The 14,776-nt window shown below is 67.0% G+C and carries 13 protein-coding genes and 3 pseudogenes; 5 read left to right on the top strand and 11 right to left on the bottom strand.

The annotated features are described in order from the left end of the window. The first annotated feature begins 16 nt into the window (after positions 1-16). Positions 17-430: an arsenate reductase ArsC gene (locus tag ACZ5K7_RS47140; RefSeq protein WP_468924640.1), complete on the top strand. Its 414-nt coding sequence runs from the start codon at positions 17-19 to the stop codon at positions 428-430. Between the two features lie 168 nt (positions 431-598). Beyond that, entirely contained in the window at positions 599-1,195 is a 597-nt protein-coding gene (locus tag ACZ5K7_RS47135; RefSeq protein ID WP_468924638.1) for a nucleotidyltransferase family protein, read from the top strand. Between the two features lie 24 nt (positions 1,196-1,219). On the opposite strand, the gene ACZ5K7_RS47130 is transcribed toward ACZ5K7_RS47135, so the two are convergent. The 6 genes and pseudogenes from ACZ5K7_RS47130 to ACZ5K7_RS47105 all read right to left on the bottom strand — a co-directional run bounded on the left by ACZ5K7_RS47130 (position 1,220) and on the right by ACZ5K7_RS47105 (position 5,212). Next, positions 1,220-1,849 carry an ATP-binding protein gene (locus ACZ5K7_RS47130; RefSeq protein ID WP_468924636.1) on the bottom strand — a complete coding sequence of 210 codons (630 nt, stop codon included), beginning with the start codon at positions 1,847-1,849 and terminating at the stop codon, positions 1,220-1,222. Between the two features lie 44 nt (positions 1,850-1,893). Next, positions 1,894-2,076: pseudogene (locus tag ACZ5K7_RS47125) on the bottom strand (DNA-binding protein); the annotation flags it as partial. Continuing rightward, complete coding sequence (locus tag ACZ5K7_RS47120) at positions 2,073-2,303, bottom strand: CopG family transcriptional regulator (RefSeq protein ID WP_468924634.1); 231 nt, start codon at positions 2,301-2,303, stop codon at positions 2,073-2,075. The gene ACZ5K7_RS47120 and the pseudogene ACZ5K7_RS47125, both read right to left, overlap by 4 nt. 36 nt (positions 2,304-2,339) lie before the next feature. Further along, a pseudogene (locus ACZ5K7_RS47115) lies at positions 2,340-3,302 on the bottom strand (cytochrome P450); the annotation flags it as partial. A gap of 318 nt (positions 3,303-3,620) precedes the next feature. Then, positions 3,621-4,988 (bottom strand): annotated as a pseudogene (locus ACZ5K7_RS47110) (NAD(P)/FAD-dependent oxidoreductase); the annotation flags it as partial. Beyond that, a complete protein-coding gene (locus ACZ5K7_RS47105) occupies positions 4,985-5,212 on the bottom strand; it encodes a ferredoxin (protein ID WP_351705205.1) in 228 nt (75 codons plus the stop codon). The pseudogene ACZ5K7_RS47110 and the gene ACZ5K7_RS47105, both read right to left, overlap by 4 nt. Positions 5,213-5,601: 389 nt before the next feature. On the opposite strand from ACZ5K7_RS47105, the gene ACZ5K7_RS47100 reads away from it, so the two are divergent. After that, positions 5,602-6,162: a GNAT family N-acetyltransferase gene (locus ACZ5K7_RS47100; protein ID WP_468924631.1), complete on the top strand. Its 561-nt coding sequence runs from the start codon at positions 5,602-5,604 to the stop codon at positions 6,160-6,162. Positions 6,163-6,198: 36 nt separating this feature from the next. On the opposite strand, the gene ACZ5K7_RS47095 is transcribed toward ACZ5K7_RS47100, so the two are convergent. The 3 genes from ACZ5K7_RS47095 to ACZ5K7_RS47085 form a co-directional block, all read right to left on the bottom strand. Beyond that, positions 6,199-7,500 carry a cytochrome P450 gene (locus ACZ5K7_RS47095; RefSeq protein ID WP_450972696.1) on the bottom strand — a complete coding sequence of 434 codons (1,302 nt, stop codon included), beginning with the start codon at positions 7,498-7,500 and terminating at the stop codon, positions 6,199-6,201. A gap of 567 nt (positions 7,501-8,067) precedes the next feature. Beyond that, positions 8,068-8,541, bottom strand: coding sequence for a hypothetical protein (locus ACZ5K7_RS47090; protein WP_468924629.1), 474 nt, complete (start codon positions 8,539-8,541; stop codon positions 8,068-8,070). 22 nt (positions 8,542-8,563) lie between these two features. Continuing rightward, entirely contained in the window at positions 8,564-8,788 is a 225-nt protein-coding gene (locus tag ACZ5K7_RS47085; RefSeq protein WP_468924627.1) for a hypothetical protein, read from the bottom strand. A gap of 187 nt (positions 8,789-8,975) precedes the next feature. Here ACZ5K7_RS47085 and ACZ5K7_RS47080 point away from each other — a divergent pair, with 187 nt between their 5' ends. Together ACZ5K7_RS47080 and ACZ5K7_RS47075 are read left to right on the top strand one after the other, a co-directional pair. After that, complete coding sequence (locus ACZ5K7_RS47080) at positions 8,976-9,338, top strand: hypothetical protein (RefSeq protein WP_468924625.1); 363 nt, start codon at positions 8,976-8,978, stop codon at positions 9,336-9,338. A gap of 947 nt (positions 9,339-10,285) precedes the next feature. Further along, the gene (locus tag ACZ5K7_RS47075) at positions 10,286-10,540 is read left to right on the top strand and encodes a hypothetical protein (protein WP_468924623.1); all 255 of its coding nucleotides are present in this window, start codon (positions 10,286-10,288) and stop codon (positions 10,538-10,540) included. A gap of 338 nt (positions 10,541-10,878) precedes the next feature. Here ACZ5K7_RS47075 and ACZ5K7_RS47070 read toward each other — a convergent pair whose 3' ends face one another. Next, positions 10,879-12,036, bottom strand: a complete 1,158-nt coding sequence (locus ACZ5K7_RS47070; RefSeq protein ID WP_468924621.1) for a pentapeptide repeat-containing protein — start codon at positions 12,034-12,036, stop codon at positions 10,879-10,881. Between the two features lie 696 nt (positions 12,037-12,732). Next, a complete protein-coding gene (locus ACZ5K7_RS47065) occupies positions 12,733-12,906 on the bottom strand; it encodes a hypothetical protein (RefSeq protein ID WP_351713983.1) in 174 nt (57 codons plus the stop codon). Positions 12,907-14,776 lie beyond the last annotated feature (1,870 nt).

Genomic DNA, 14,776 nt, shown 5'->3' with positions numbered 1-14,776 from the left:
GAGAAAGTCACCCGTCATGAGCACTTCCCCCGCGCGCCCGTCGGTGCTGTTCGTCTGCGTCCACAACGCCGGCCGCTCCCAGATGGCCGCCGCCTTCCTCACCCACCTCGCGGGCGACCGTGTCGAGGTCCGCTCCGCGGGCTCGGCCCCCGCCGACACCGTCAACCCGGCCGTGGTGGAAGCGATGAGCGAGGCCGGTATCGACATCTCCGCCGAGACCCCGAAGATTCTCACCGTGGAGGCCGTTCAGGCGTCCGACGTCGTGATCACCATGGGATGCGGCGACACCTGCCCCGTATTCCCCGGCAAGCGGTACCTCGACTGGCAGCTCGACGATCCGGCCGGGCAGGGCGTCGAGGCCGTCCGTCCCATCCGCGACGCGATAGAGACGCGCGTTCGCGAACTGATCTCGGAAGTGGCACCCGGCTGAGGACCGGCCCACGTCCGCCCGGCATCGCCGCTCGGGATCAGACCGGCACCGTCCTCCTCACGAAGTCAGGGCCGGACCCACGTGATTCCCCGTGAGGGTGCGGATGCGGAGGAGTTCGAACGAAGCCCGGCCGTGATGCTCCGCCGCCCACCGTGGTAGGCAAGGCGGATGCTTGGCCGACTTCCTCTCGATGAGCAGCTTGAGGGCTTGCGATCCGCCCTCTCCCAGAACGAGATCCTGACCGACGTGATGACCAGGGCGGCGACACTGGACCTGCCCGGCTGGTACGTGACGGCGGGCTGCCTGTTCCAGACGGTGTGGAACGTGGTCACCGGCAGGCCCCCGGCCTACGGCATCAAGGACTACGACATCTTCTACTTCGACGACGGCGACCGCTCCTGGGAAGCGGAGGATGCCGTGATCAAAGCGGGTCACGAGGTATTCGCCGACCTGCCGGCCGAGGTGGAGATCCGCAACGAAGCCCGCGTGCACCTCTGGTACGAGCGGAAGTTCGGAGTGCCCTGTCCGCCGCACGAGTCGACCGAGGCCGCGATCGACTGCTTCGCTGCGACAACGTGCTGCCTGGGCGTCCGGCTGGAACCCGGTGGAGGATGGCGCGTGTACGCGCCTCATGGGCTCTCCGACGTCTTCAACCTTGTCGTGCGGCCCAACTCGGTCCTTGCCCCACGGGAGGTCTATGAGACGAAGACGGCGCGTTGGCAGGACGCGTGGCCGGAGCTCACCGTCCTGCCGTGGCCAGCCTGACGGCCCCGGCGATGTACGGCCGGGTCAGCTGCCGGACCGATCGTCCACCTGGACATCCAGGCCCGGCCAGGCCCTGGCGGCCAGACGCTTCAACTGGCCCTCGGCCACTGTCTCTCCCGACCGAGACGGCTCGTCCGGCCTGAAGTGGACGACTGTCCCGGTGGTCCCGTCGGCCTCGACAGGCTCCAGGTCGGTGACCGGGATGCCGTGTTCGTAGCGTTGGGTCCAGGCCCCGCTGAGGCGGCGGTTGGTATGGATGAGCCATTCGCTGAGGGCCGCGACAACGGACATGCCTCGACGCGGATGGCCGTCCGGAAGCAGTTCCGCGCCGGGGAAGTCGAAGAACCGGAGGTCCTTTGACGCCATGACCGGCTTCTTCACGACCTGACCCTGCTCGTTCGTACGGGTATCGGTGCCCCGCCCGTCATCCGCCACGGACAGGGACCCATCCGGATGGAGAGTGACGAGACAACGCCCGCCTCCTCCGCCTGAAGCCTCATCAGCGGCATAGGCAAGCACCTCAAGGACGAGATGCAACGAGCCACCCGGAGCGAACTCCGCCGGACTCCGCCGGATATGGGCAAGATGGTCCAGATCGATGACACGGGACCAATCGTGCGTGGTGTTGACCCACGAACCTCTTGAGACCTCCATCAGACAAGTATCCAGTCAGCGGGCCGAGTCGATTACGTCCATTCCCACACGAGTACGAGTGACACGATCCGAAGGTGCAGGGTGGCCGCGGACGTGATCACGCGCAGGTCGTCGGCTCGGGCCAGGGCTGGCCATCCCGTGACGGACCGGTCGCGCAGCATGGCCTTGGCCAAGTCCTCGCTGTCCAGGACCAGGGTGCCGCCGGGCGTGGCGGGGGAGGGGGTCACGCGGCGTCGGCCCCGCCTCGCGTCTGCTGTTGCCGGGCCTGGTGGAGCTGGTCGCGCAGGGCCTGGACCTCGTCGTCCGTGACGGGACCGTGGTCGGCCTCGGCAACCTGGATGAGTTCGTTGAGGTTGTCGCGTTCGATCTGCCGGGCCACGGCTGCGGCGACGTAGGCGGACGGGCCGGAGGGGCCGCTGCGGGCTTTGGCGGCCTCGGCGATGTCGCGCGGCATGATGAGTCGCTGTCGGCGTTCGTCCAACTGCTCGCGTCAACCGTCGCCCTGCTCGATGTCCAGCCGGCTCGGACCCCGAAGAACGGGGCTGGGCCGGTACGGCGGCGGGTCGGCGACCAGCCTGGGTCGATCGAGCCGGCGTACCAGCTCGGTCAGCGCGATCTGGGTTTGCCGCCGGGCCAGCGGGGCGCCGAAACACAGGTGGATGCCGCTGCCGAACCCCAGGTGCTGGTTGTCACGCCGGTCCGGGTTGAAGCGGTCCGGATCATGGAAGCGCTTGGGATCACGGCTGCCCGAGGCCAGCATGAGCATGATCTGCGAGCCCTGGGGGATGACGGTGTCGGCGACGGTGATGTCGCTGTACGCCGCCCGCCAGGGAATGATCTGCACGGGGGGCTCGTAGCGCAGCAGTTCCTCGACCAGCGGCACGACGAGGTCCGGTTCGTCGCGCAGTCGCCGCAGCACCGGCGGGTGGCGCAGCAGCGTCAGCATGCCGTTGGTGATGAGGTTGACGACGGTCTCATGGCCGGCGACGAGGAGCAGTTTGGCGGTGGCGACGATGTCGGCGTCGGCCATCCGGCCGTCCGGCCCGTCGTCGTTGGCCAGCCGTGACAGCAGACCGTCTCCCGGCCGGCCGTGGCACTGTTCCACCAGCTCGCCCAGGCACTCGAGCAGGTCCTTGCGGGCCCGTACGCCCTTGTCCAGTTTCTCCTTCGGGTCGGTCTCGGGGTCGTAGTCGATCGAGTTCATGATGTCGCTCACCCAGAGGTGGAACCTCGGCTCGTCCTCGCGTGGCACGCCGAGCAATCGGCAGGTCACGGTGACGGGGAGCGGGAAGGCGAAGTCGTCGACGACGTCGATCCGCTCCTTGCCGGCCAGATCGTCGATCAGGTCGCCGACGGTGGTGGTCAGGAAGCCTTCGAGTCCGGTCACCAGCCCAGGGGTGTGCGGGGGGCCGAAGTGACGCATCGCCATACGCCGCAGGCGATCGTGGTCGGGCGAGTCCATGTGGATGAACGACGACGGGGCCCCTCCCTCGCCCGAGGGCATCGGAGACGACAGATTGCGCACGTCGGAACTCAGATGCGGGTCGTGCAGTACGTCCGTGATCTCGCGATAGGCGCTGATGACGTAGCTGCCGTCCTCCTGCCGAGCCACCGGCGTCCTGCGCAACTCGGCATACAGCGGGTAGGGGTCGGCCCGGGCGGAGTAGTCGAAGATCCGTTGGAGCGTGCCGGGCGTCCCGGTCGTGGTCGTCCGGCCTTCCTCCTGCCGATGCGAATGCCGATGCGGATGGCGATGAGGGTGCGCGGCCGTGACGGGGCGCTCACCCGGTTCATGGCCTGTGACGACCACCGTGGCGCCCTGCGCGAGCACGGCGGTGCCGGGGAAGTCGACCGGCACTGGTTTCATGTCGGCCGGCTGGTCGGGCGTGGGGCAGGGGGGCGGGAACGGCGCGGCCGTCTCGATCAACCGTCGGTAGTGGCCCAGCCACTTGCCGTTGTCGAAGCTCACGGCAGCCGTGACACGGCCCTGATAGCCGTACGCGGTGACGAAACGGTGGTCGTCCAGCGATCCCTGAGTGACGACCACCTCGTCGGCGAAGGTCGGCACGCCGACGGACTTGATGTTGACGCCGAACTGGATCGACCAGAACAGCGGGACGGACAGGTGAGGCCGGCGGTCCGCCTGGGCGCTGACCATGTTGTGTGCCGCGACCTCTGCCTGCTCCACGGCGTCGGCCCAGTGCTCCAGTGCGATGAGCCGGTTCTCGTAGAGGGGGTTCGGGCAACGTGCCACGTCTCCCGCGGCGAAGACGTCGTCGGTGACGCGGCCGTCGATGTCGAGGGCGCGGCAGCCCGGGTCACAGGTGACTCCCCACCCACCCGCCGCCAGTCCCGACTCCCGCAGCCACTCGGTGTTGCGGATGCTCCCGAGTGCCACCACCGCCACATCGGCGTCGACCGTACTGCCGTCGTCGAAGTGAGCACGGCGAAACCGTCCCTGCGCGTCGCCCTCCAACCGGGTGATCTTGACTTCGCAGCGCAGGTCGACACCATGAGCGCGCTGCATGCCGGCCGCGACCTCGCCGACCATGGCGCCGAGCGCCCCGACCAGCGGGGCCGGCGCGAGTTCGGCGACGGTCACCGGGATGCCCCGCTCGCGGCAGACGGAGGCGATCTCGGAGCCGGTGAATCCCGCACCGATGACCAGCACCCGCGAGGGCCTGGCGGCGAGGGCCCGCCGCAGACTCTCGGCATGCTCGCGCGTACGGACGACGAACACCCCGTCCAGGGCCGCCTCGGACTCGACGAACCACGGCCGGGCCCGTACCCCGGTGGAGATCAGCACCCGGTCGAAGGGAACCTCGCGTCCGTCGGCGAGACGCACGTGGTTCGTCCCGAGGTCCAGCCCGCTGGCGGGCACGCCCAGCAGCCACTCGGCGTCGATGTCACGACGGCGGGGCAAAGCGGTGCCCCCGGCCGGCACCCACCCGGTCAGTACCTGCTTGGACAGGGGAGGCCGGTCGTAGGGCTCGCCCGGCTCGTCACCGATCATGGTCAACGACCCGGTGAAACCCTCGTCCCGCAGAGCCTCCGCGGCCCGCAGCCCCGCCAGCGAAGCCCCGACGACCACGATGCGGCCCTCGCGCCGGAACGCACGCGGGTTGTCGGCACCGGTCATGACGGCGGCGCCTCCGCCGGTGCGTGACGCGCCTCCAGCCGGTCGACCAGGATCGCCTGGACCGGGCAGGCCGCCGCGGCGCGCAGCACCTGGTCGCGCAGGGCGTCGGCGGGGTTCGGGTCGTACATGAGCGCTTCCTCACCGTGCATCCGGAACGCCTCCGGAGCCAGGAACGCGCACTGCGCGTACCCGTCACATCGGGAAAGATCAACGACAACTTTCACCCCGACCTCCACAGGGAGTGGGAGCTGCAGACCCTCGAACCGACGCCACTCCGGCGCGCGACGAGGGCGGATCCGGCCGCCGCCCACCCCTGCGAAGTGCGAGGGGGCGCACCGCGCCGGCCGGGTCTCCATGGAAAGAATTGATTATCGCGGCCAAGGCGGAGCGGCGCTCTTCTGGATTGCCGTTTCGACGGAAACCGTGTGCACGGTGCGCCGGAATACCGTCAGGGAATCAGCGTAACAGCGGCACCGATACCGGCGAGTCCAGCATTGGTCGATCAGATGGCCGCAGGCCAGAGACCTGACTCCCGTCCTCTCTCATTGTTTCTCGGTATTCGCGACACACCTCCGACACAGTCGGACTTGCGCCCAGCGTGATCAAATAGGGCATGGCATCGTCCTGGACTGGTCATCGGGTCCGCCTGCGCGCCGTCGAGCCCGACGACTGGACGGCGTTCCTGCGCTTCGCCGACGACGACGGGCGGGGAGGGCGCCGACCGGATCTGCCGCGGTCCGCCGAGAGCTACCGCGCCTGGGCGAAGGAGCAAGCCGTTGCCGAGTGCGATGACGACCGCTTCCGGCTGGCAGTCGAGGCGACGGCCACGGGGGAGCTGGTCGGCACAGTCGGCTCGCATCGCACCGGCACTCGTTCGGGCTGGTTCGAGTTGGATGTCACGATCGGCGCTGACCACCGGCGCAAGGGCTACGCGGCAGAAGCCGTGGTGCTGCTGCTGCGCTTCATGTTCGCCGAGCGGCGCTATCACAAATGCCTGGCAGCGATCTTCGCCCAGAACGAGGCATCGCTGGCGCTTTTCCGCCGGCTCGGCTTCACCGAGGAGGGGCGCCTGCGGGAACACGTTTTCTTCGCCGGCCGGCACCACGACCTCGTCATGATGGGCATGCTCGCCGACGAGTTCGAACAGCGACACATTTCGACCGGCGACACATGATGAGCGAACCATGAGCCACCGACAGCGGGACTGCCCTCAGCCGCGCAAGGTGGCGCGCAGGCGCAGGCCGACGGTTGCGAGACCTTCGAGGGTGGTGACCTGGTAGCCGGGTTCCGGTCCGGGCGGCTCGCTCAAGTGGTGGCGGCGGGCGGTCTGCGCCGTCAGGAGCGTCAGCATCGCCATGGCCAGAGCCGCTCCCTCGCAGCCGTGCGGCCCGGTACCGAAAGACAGGAAGACCCCGGGTTTCGCCGGCGAGTCCGCATCGTCGAGCCAGCGCTCGGGCCGGAACTGGTCCGGCTCGGAATACTCCCGTACGTCGCGGTGGGCGGTGTAAGGGCAGACGAGAACGGTGGACCCGGCGTCGATGGTGTAGTCGGCGAGCTGAGTCTGTCGCGGGGCGCGCCGGGTCAGCAGCCAGCTCGGGGGATACAGCCGGAGCACCTCACTCACCAGTGCCTGGGTGTATCGCAGGTTGCCGAGGTGGGTGCTGGTCGTCGCGGCCGGGTCCGCGGGCAGCGAGGCGGCTTCGGCCGCGATGCGGCTCGCGGCCTGGGGGTGCCGGGCCAGGTGGAGCAGGATCCATCCGGCCGCCCGGGAGGGGGTCTCGAAGGTGGCGACGGTGATTCCGGGGAGAGTGTCGAGGATGGCCTCTTCCGGCAGTAGGCCGTAGTGGGGCGAGGGCCGGAGCATCTGTCCCAGCATGTCGTCACCGAGCCGGCCCGATGAGCGACGCCGGCGGACGATGGGCCGCAGAGCGTCGGTGAAGGCCACTTGCTGCCGGGTGCGGAACCGCCGCGCCGGTGTGGGAATCCAGCGCGGCCATACCCAACGCGAGGGGTGTACGAGCACCTCCCGGGCCAGGAAGAGCTGTGCGGCATAGGGCAGCAGAGTGGGAGCGTCCTCGGAGTAGAGGTAGCTCACGCCGATCTCTGCCAGGGTGTGCCGGACCGGGGGCAGAATCTCGACGTCCTGGCCCGTGGGCCACTGGTCGGCAAACCGAGCGGTCTGGGGCGCGATCTCACCGATCCGGGCCGCGACCGCCTGCGCGCGTAGTCCGCGCATGCGGGCGGCATGAGCGTACGCACGCTCCTCGGGTGTCGGTGCTCCGCTCGACCGCTTCAACGGCGGGAAGAGAGGCGAGGGTGCCTTGGGGAAGTCCTGCGCGCGGCGCAGGACCGCCTCACACGGCTCGGCCGCAGCGGCTACGTAGACACCCGGCTCCAGCTGCCAGACGTCCCCACACTCTTCGGCGCCACGGCGCGCCAAGGCCAGCCGGTCGCGGCTCCAGGCCGCGAAGCTGCCTCCGGGCAACCGCGGCGGCTCGTTGCTCGGGCCCATGAGATCGTCCCTGGCTCTCGTCCCCGGCTCTCGTACCTGTCTCTCGTCCCTGGCTCTCGAATCTGTCCGGGCCGATGTCGTCGGCAGCGTGACCGGGAACCGGCGGGCGCCCAGGGCGCCCGCCGGCAGTGCGGTCACTCCTAGTCGTCCCCGGCGTACGCACTCCATTCGTGGGCGCCGTACGCACCGTAGTGGCGGGTGAAGGACAGCTTGCCGAGCAGCTTGGCGATCATGGTGCACTCCTCTCGCCTGTCTTCTTCAGCACCAAAAGCCACACGTGACATCCTTTCACACAAGACACATTTGCGACATAGAGCCTGTTCCGGTCACGGGTCACCGGTCACCGGTCGCACGCATTCACTGCTGATCACCGCATTCGGGAACCGCGCCAGCTCCGCCGCGGAGGAAGTACCGCGATCACCGCAACCTCTCACCGTCAATGGCGTCCTCGTCCGGCGGCCAGTCCCACGACCTCTTCGCCGAGGCCCTGAGTGTCCTGGCCGAGGGCGCCATGCACGTCACCCTGGCGTGAGGCGGTGCCAGGCGTTGCTGATCATGCGGCGCACCTCAACGGAGTGTGGCCACGGCTCCGTGCCGCCCGGAAGGCAGAAGGTCGATGGCGAGGTGGAAGCACACCTCGGCACTCAGTGCGAACAGGGCCATCAGCAGTGAGTCGAGGGTCTTGCCGCTCGAAAGAAAGCTCCCACCGAACAGGGCGGCACCGATGACCAGGAGTGCCCCGAGCACAGTCGAGACCGCGACCGCGCGCTGACGGAGCAGCACGGCGCGCACTGCCGCGACGATCGACAGCAGGACGAGCGTGAGGCCGAGCGCGGTGTGCACGGCGAGGGCGAAGGTGCCGTGCCCGACCGCCCAGGTGAAGCTCTCGTAGGCCCCGGCCCGATGGGCCCCCGCCTGAGAGCCCCGATGGTGAGCCGGAAAGAGGCCGTAGAGATTGATGACCAAGCCGACCCCTGCCTGCACGAGCACCAGAAAGCCGGTGACGAGCAGGAGGCGGCGGACGGTACTGGGAGCGGCCACGAGAAGACGATACACAGGGTGATCAGTGAATGCAGATAGTGACGATCCGGTTGGATGCGGTGCCTGCCGGGTCGCCGGCCCAGCGGGCCGGGTTCCACGGGGCCTCCGCGAAGGCCGGGGCACTGGCCGCCGCCGGCAGGCCGAAGATCTGCGTGACCTCGGCGCTCGGCAAGAACAGCAGGCTCGCCGAGCTCGCCGAGAAGCCCACGAAGAACGAGGACGTGCAGCGCGAGATGAACCAGCTCATCAACAAGCTGCTGGACGGCAACGATCAACCTGGCAAGGGCTCCAGGGCGCTGTACACGGCATCCGGTACCTTCGGGGCGACGCCGGCGCACGGCTCTTCTTCCGGCAGGTCGACGGCGGCTTCGAGATCATCGGTAAGTCCGACAAGCCGAACGAGCCGAACGTCATGGAGGAGCTGCTGAAGATCTATGGCTCATGAGCCACTGGTGACCATGGAGACGGCCGACTTCTCCGTCACCTACGTACTCGCCCTGGATGACGACGCCGACACCGTGGAGGACGTCGACGCGGTCATCCGCGCCCGTGACGGCAAGGGGTGGACCGCGACCTTCATGACTCCTCGGAAGATCGCCGAGGTGATGGACCACCGGTCCACCACTGGCGAGTGCGCCGACGGCCTGTACCTGCGGATCCCCGACCTCGTGATCGTCCGCGAAGGCGGCCTGGACGCCATGACCAGGGCCCTGGTCGATCTCTTCGGCGTGTACGGCATGGACACCAACGTTTTGCCGCGCATCGCCGACGACGAGGATGACGACGAGGACGACTGACCTCAGGTACGCGACTGTGCCCCGCCAGGTCGATCCTGGCGGGGCACAGTCTTCTCACGGCTCCCGAAAGCATTCGCGGCGAGGTGCCCCTGTCTCTTCGCTCAACGCATCACGACGTGGCTGAACGCCGGCGTGCCGGTGGCCGAGGTCGCCCGTCGGGTCGGTAACTCGCCCGAGGTGATCCATCGTCGCCGGGCGGTGGCGTACGAGTGCAGCCAAGACCCGAGAGGCATGGCCGACGGTCTTGCTGCCGTGACACTCCCCATGGTCAAGCGCGGCGACGGCGTTCCTGCGGATGAGCAACTGCGGTTGGCCTTCCGGTGGGGGATCGTGCCCGCAAATGCGAGCGAGGATCCACCGGCCGGCCTCAAAGCGGCGTATGACTGACTCATGACCATGGATCGTCCGGTCAGCGATGTGGCAGACGCTGCCGTGTTCGAGGACGTTCTCTATCGCCTCGGGTACAAGCTGGACGGCACCCCGGCTGGAGGAGGAGGGCGACTCCGTGTAGCGACGGTGCAAATGTTGGAAGGGCGGTCTTTCGCACCGCCTTTCCAACATTGAGGCTGCCTGATCAAGCAGCCCTAGGGTCTTCCCTTCGGATCCTCTGGCTGCGGGATGAGGATGGCGGCGAGGTAGATGGTCGCGGTCTCGTCGTGGCGAGTGGTCAGGACACGCCACTACTTGAGCTTGGAGCCGACTCCCGACTTCCGGCGGGCCACTGCTACCGGACCGACAGCTCCCGGTATGCCGCCGCACCGCGGTCGCGGGGCGCGTCCGCCAGACAGCGCAACTTCCCCCCCCCCGCGCGCGAGCGGACTCCATGTCCTAGAGCGGGGCGAATATTAGCGTGTGGGACGGCGGCCGGTCGTGTCCCGTTCATAGGTGGCACGCGGCCAACCCCTGATCCTGCTACGTATGTCGAGTGGGTTTCCCGAGGAGGACAGATGCCGAGCTTGCCGCCTATCTGCGAGCACGCCAAGGCCGGCCTTGCAAAGGCCAAACGGGAGACAGCCTTCAGGCTGAATGAGCTGAACGACGCCCAGAACAAGCTCCAGGAGTTGGAAGCCGCGCATCCCCCGGATGAGGCGGCGATCGAGGCCCAGAAGGCCGAGGTCGACCAGACCCGGGATAACTGGCTGGGGGCAAGGAAGAAGCAGAAGGAATGGCAGGAAGCGGTGGACGAACTCTGCAATCCGTAGCACGGACGGATGGGGCCGGTCGTGGTTAGGGCAGTCCTAGGATCACGCGGAGCGTGTCGGAAGTGTGTCGCGCGTATCGCAGATGGTGCGTGAACACTGAGAGACAACGCGAGAGGGCGGGAGTCAGTGGGACTGACTCCCGCCCTCTTCTGTCGGCATCCGCCCTGGTCAGCGCCTGATTTCTGCTGATCCTGGGCGAGTGCCCCCGGCAGGATTCGAACCTGCGCACACGGCTCCGGGTGTTTGCGCGCTGCTGCGGCTGCTTGGTGGGGACTGGTGTGGCTGATCGGGTGGGACAGTCAGCGTCAACCGCCACGACTCGCTTCCGACCTCCCTCCTCAAGTGAGGTCGGAGATGTTGGTGTCGGCGGGAAGCCGGAGCCCGGGAGGCAGTGCCTCCAGGCCGAACTGCGGTGGATGGGTGAAGTCGGCTGCTTGAGAGAAGTCGACGACGCCGCCGCTGAAGCGGGCGGGTGGCATCGTGACGTAGACGGAGCGATGATCGTGCTCGCCGAAATTCACCGTACTGCCGGTGAAGGTTGCACCGCTGAAGTCGATACAGCCATCGCAGAATTCGGCGTCCTCGAAGAGGATCTCGCCCGCCGCGAAGGAAGCGTTCCGGAATTGTACTTGTGCACCTGCGAAGCGGGCACTGTCGAACGTGACCCAGCCACCGTTGAAGGTGGCACGGTTGAAGCGGACGGAGCCGCTGCGGAATTCGGCGAGCCGGAAGTAGACGGAGCTGCCTTTGGCGAAGTCGACATCGTCGAATACGACCTGGTCCCGGCCATGGCCCACGAAGATTGTTTTCACGAAGCTGATGTCACCGCCGGTGAAGCGGGCACCACGGAAGTCGGCCGAATGGATCACGGCTCCGGCGAGATTGAGGTCGTATCCCTGCCAAGATTCACAGGATTCAGCAAGGTCGTCGCGTAAGTGGGAACCGATGATTTGTAGGACGGTCCCACGGACACCCCGCTCGCGCTCCCAGGTCGTCAGCGCATGGTCGTCGGTGGGTGGATCAGGAGCGTGGGGCATTCGCAGGTATCCGCACAGCACGTCGATGCACATCTGCCGCTCCTGTGGCCACTCATCGGCGAGCCGTGCCATTGCGTAGGCCCCGGCCATGCGTACAGCTGGCTGATCCGCGCCAAGTTGCCCGGAAGCGGCGCCGAACCGTTCGATCAGTGCCCTCTCGTATTCCCGGGCGCTGGTGGTTTCACTGAGATGCTGGCGGCGGTAGGCGACCACGAGTGCCACCACACCGCCGGCTCCGGCCACGACCGTCAATGCAATCTTGATAGCGTCGTATGTGTCGCTGGGCTTGAGCGGTCCGGATACCTGCACTCGAGGTGACCCCAGTGTCAGCCACAGCAGTCCTAGGGCTGTGGCGGCTCCTGCCACGGCCAGCACCAGTGCTATGGCGATATGCAGGCCCAGTGGCCAACGCATGACGCCGCGCGGAGCATGGCTCGAATTCCTCTCTGTCGCAGTCAAGCTTGATCCCTGGGACAGATGACCCCGTCGGCGATCACGGAGTCGAAGACGACGGCGGATTCATCGTCGCAAAGAAACCACCTCATCGCGGCCTCCCCCTCTCCAGCTGGTGACCAGCGTGGCGCACCTGCGGCAGGCGCGCCAGATCGAGTGCCTTCGCTGCCTCTGCTCGAGCGGCCGACATGATGGCGCCGACCGCCGCCAAAACGCCGATGAGCCCAGGCATCCGGCTAGCAGGGCTGCCAGGCGCGGCCGGGCGCGTCCAGTGCCTGACGATGTGTCGGAGGTGTGTCGCGGACACTGAGAGACAACGAGAAAGAGCGGGACCCGGTGAGACTGGATCCCGCTCTTCCATGGCGGCATTCGCCCTCGTCAGAGCTTTCATTCTCGCTGGCTGACTGGCGAGTGGCCCCGGCAGGATTCGAACCTGCGCACACAGCTCCGGAGTGATTGCGTTGATCGCCTCGCACGCTTCTCTGACCTGAGGCGGAGTTCGTCAGAGGGCGACGGCGACACAGACCGTGTCGGAGGTGTGTCGGGCGCCCACCACGCGTAGCACACGAACGTCCTCTGCTGCGCCCCCTGGTAGAACGGGTCTTCAGGTGGGCCACTGCCCTTATCAACGGTTCCGCGCCACATCAACGGTTCCGTGCCACGCGACGCGACCACGCACAGTGACTCAAGTGTCCTGACGTGTCAGTGCTTGAAGGATTCCTTGGTCCTCTCTTTCGCGCCCCTCATCTTGCCCCGCGCTTCGAGGGCGGCACCCTTTGCTGCGAGGGCATCCTTGTGCACCGCGTGGGCCGCCTTCCGCACGGTCTTTCCGACAACTTGTTCGACCTTTGCCTTGGTTTTCTCTCCGGCACTCATCTCGGTACCTCCGCGCTCACTGGCCGAGTTCCCTTGAGGCAGGGGTAAAACCTTGAGACCGGCGGTGTCCCATGCGCCCCGTCCTGCGGAGCGACCGCTTTGTCCCGAAGCAATGTGGATGGGCCCTCGGCCTTGCGGCGGTGTGCTTCTCACCTGCGCTGACGGTCCGCAGACGTTCACGCTCGTCCGCCGTTGATCGTCGGCGTTGTCACGCAGCCAGACACTCACCCGGCAGGGAGCTCCTTCAATCCTCCCAGGTTGGAATGAGGCGATCGGCGCTCTCTGCGTCCTCCACATTTCCGTGCGCGTCTACGGGCTGAAGGCACGGGGGGCCAAGAGCGACCGGCCGGTTCCCATCCCGCCCGTCCTTGTCGTCGCCCTGCGGGCGCACCTGGACGCGTTCGGCACAGCCAAGGAAGGGTGAGTGTTCGGCAACGAACGCGGGGGCGTGGTCGGCTCTTCTACCTGCTGGCGGGTGTGGGAGGAGGCGCGGGTGTATGCGCTCCCCCTGAGCGAGCCGACTAGCAGGTGGCCGGGCGCCCGTACGCTCTCCGGCACGCCTGCATCACGCAGTGGCTGAACGCGGGGGTTCCGATCGCTGAGGTTGCACGGCGGGTCGATAACTCTCCCGAGGTGATCCACCGGCGCTATCACGACTGCATTGACGGCCAAGAGGAAGCCGCCAACGCAAAGATCACAAAGGCTCTGGAGGAAGAGGGCGACATCGTATAGTACGCATAACGATCATGGTTGGCGCTTCACAGGACGTCTCCATCAACCTCAGCGACAGCACTGTCTGAACGACGGCAGGTGGGTATCTTTCGAGATGACCTAATCCATGCTTCAGCGATACGACTGCCCAAGCGATGGATCTCCTGGGCTACGACCCGCCCTTCGTTCGGTCCCCAGACCCCCAGGCGAAAGACGCAACGCATGAGAGCCCTATGGGCTACGTCGAACTCCTCGTGCCGTCCAGGAGAAGGCGTCTCCCTCATGAGGAGCTTCACCCAAGCCAAGCTCAGAGCTGCATCTATAGCCGTCAGCAGATCAACTGTCTCCATCAAGGTCAGCATGCGTTGCTCGCGGACCCAATGGCGATGCTCGGCAAGTTCTTGACCCGTCACCTGGGCGTAGGTGGCTTCGAGAGCCCTTGTTGCCCCTGTCCGAGCACCCCACATGGCAGCGCCGGCGGCAGCCAAAGCGCCTATCAATCCAAAGCCACCGGCGGCTAGGGCCGCCCACCCCTCGTTCATCGCATCGTCCTCACCCCGGCTGGTAACGGCCCTATGCCATGCCGTACGGCTGACGAGTGTGTCGGAGGTGTGCCGCGTGTATCGCAGATAGTGCGAGAGCGGTGAGAGGCAACGAGAGAGGGCGGGAGTCAGTGAGACTGACTCCCGCCCTCTTCTGTCGGCATCCGCCCTGGTCAGCGCTTGATTTTGGCTGATCTTCGGCGAGTGCGCTTGTGGTGCGGCCATGGTGCGCAACGCCATGGCCGCGCCCTTCTGATCCGTAGCTCTATGTGGATCGGTCAGTGAGGGCATAAAGGCCGCCGTTCCACCCTTCGAAGTCGTCACCTGTCATGGTCGGTTGCTGGGGTTGCTGGGGTTGCTGTGCTTTTCTGCTGTACGGCTTGGGCGGCTCGGTTGGCATGAGCGAGGCCGTTGCGGCTGGCCAGGGTGTCGGGTTGGGGATCGCCCAGGATCTGCTCGCGCTGAGCCAAGACTCTTTCCGTCTCTGCTGTCACCGGATCGGTCTGCGTCTAGCAGACGTCACTAGGGCCTGTCTGACAATTCCCGTCTGCCTCGCGACGCCATGCACGCACTCTCGCCGCACCGGGCGCAGACCCAAGTACGTCCAGTACGAGGGC

The organism is Streptomyces sp. NPDC031497 (genome assembly GCF_055580905.1).
This window is presented reverse-complemented; position numbering and strand designations above follow the sequence as displayed.

Coding starts and splice junctions, on each gene's coding strand:
- ACZ5K7_RS47140 (WP_468924640.1), top strand. CDS start 17: ATGAGCACTTCCCCCGCGCGCCCGTCGGTGCTGTTCGTCTGCGTCCAC.
- ACZ5K7_RS47135 (WP_468924638.1), top strand. CDS start 599: ATGCTTGGCCGACTTCCTCTCGATGAGCAGCTTGAGGGCTTGCGATCC.
- ACZ5K7_RS47130 (WP_468924636.1), bottom strand. CDS start 1,849: ATGGAGGTCTCAAGAGGTTCGTGGGTCAACACCACGCACGATTGGTCC.
- ACZ5K7_RS47120 (WP_468924634.1), bottom strand. CDS start 2,303: ATGCCGCGCGACATCGCCGAGGCCGCCAAAGCCCGCAGCGGCCCCTCC.
- ACZ5K7_RS47100 (WP_468924631.1), top strand. CDS start 5,602: ATGGCATCGTCCTGGACTGGTCATCGGGTCCGCCTGCGCGCCGTCGAG.
- ACZ5K7_RS47095 (WP_450972696.1), bottom strand. CDS start 7,500: ATGGGCCCGAGCAACGAGCCGCCGCGGTTGCCCGGAGGCAGCTTCGCG.
- ACZ5K7_RS47085 (WP_468924627.1), bottom strand. CDS start 8,788: ATGAGCTGGTTCATCTCGCGCTGCACGTCCTCGTTCTTCGTGGGCTTC.
- ACZ5K7_RS47080 (WP_468924625.1), top strand. CDS start 8,976: ATGGCTCATGAGCCACTGGTGACCATGGAGACGGCCGACTTCTCCGTC.
- ACZ5K7_RS47075 (WP_468924623.1), top strand. CDS start 10,286: ATGCCGAGCTTGCCGCCTATCTGCGAGCACGCCAAGGCCGGCCTTGCA.
- ACZ5K7_RS47065 (WP_351713983.1), bottom strand. CDS start 12,906: ATGAGTGCCGGAGAGAAAACCAAGGCAAAGGTCGAACAAGTTGTCGGA.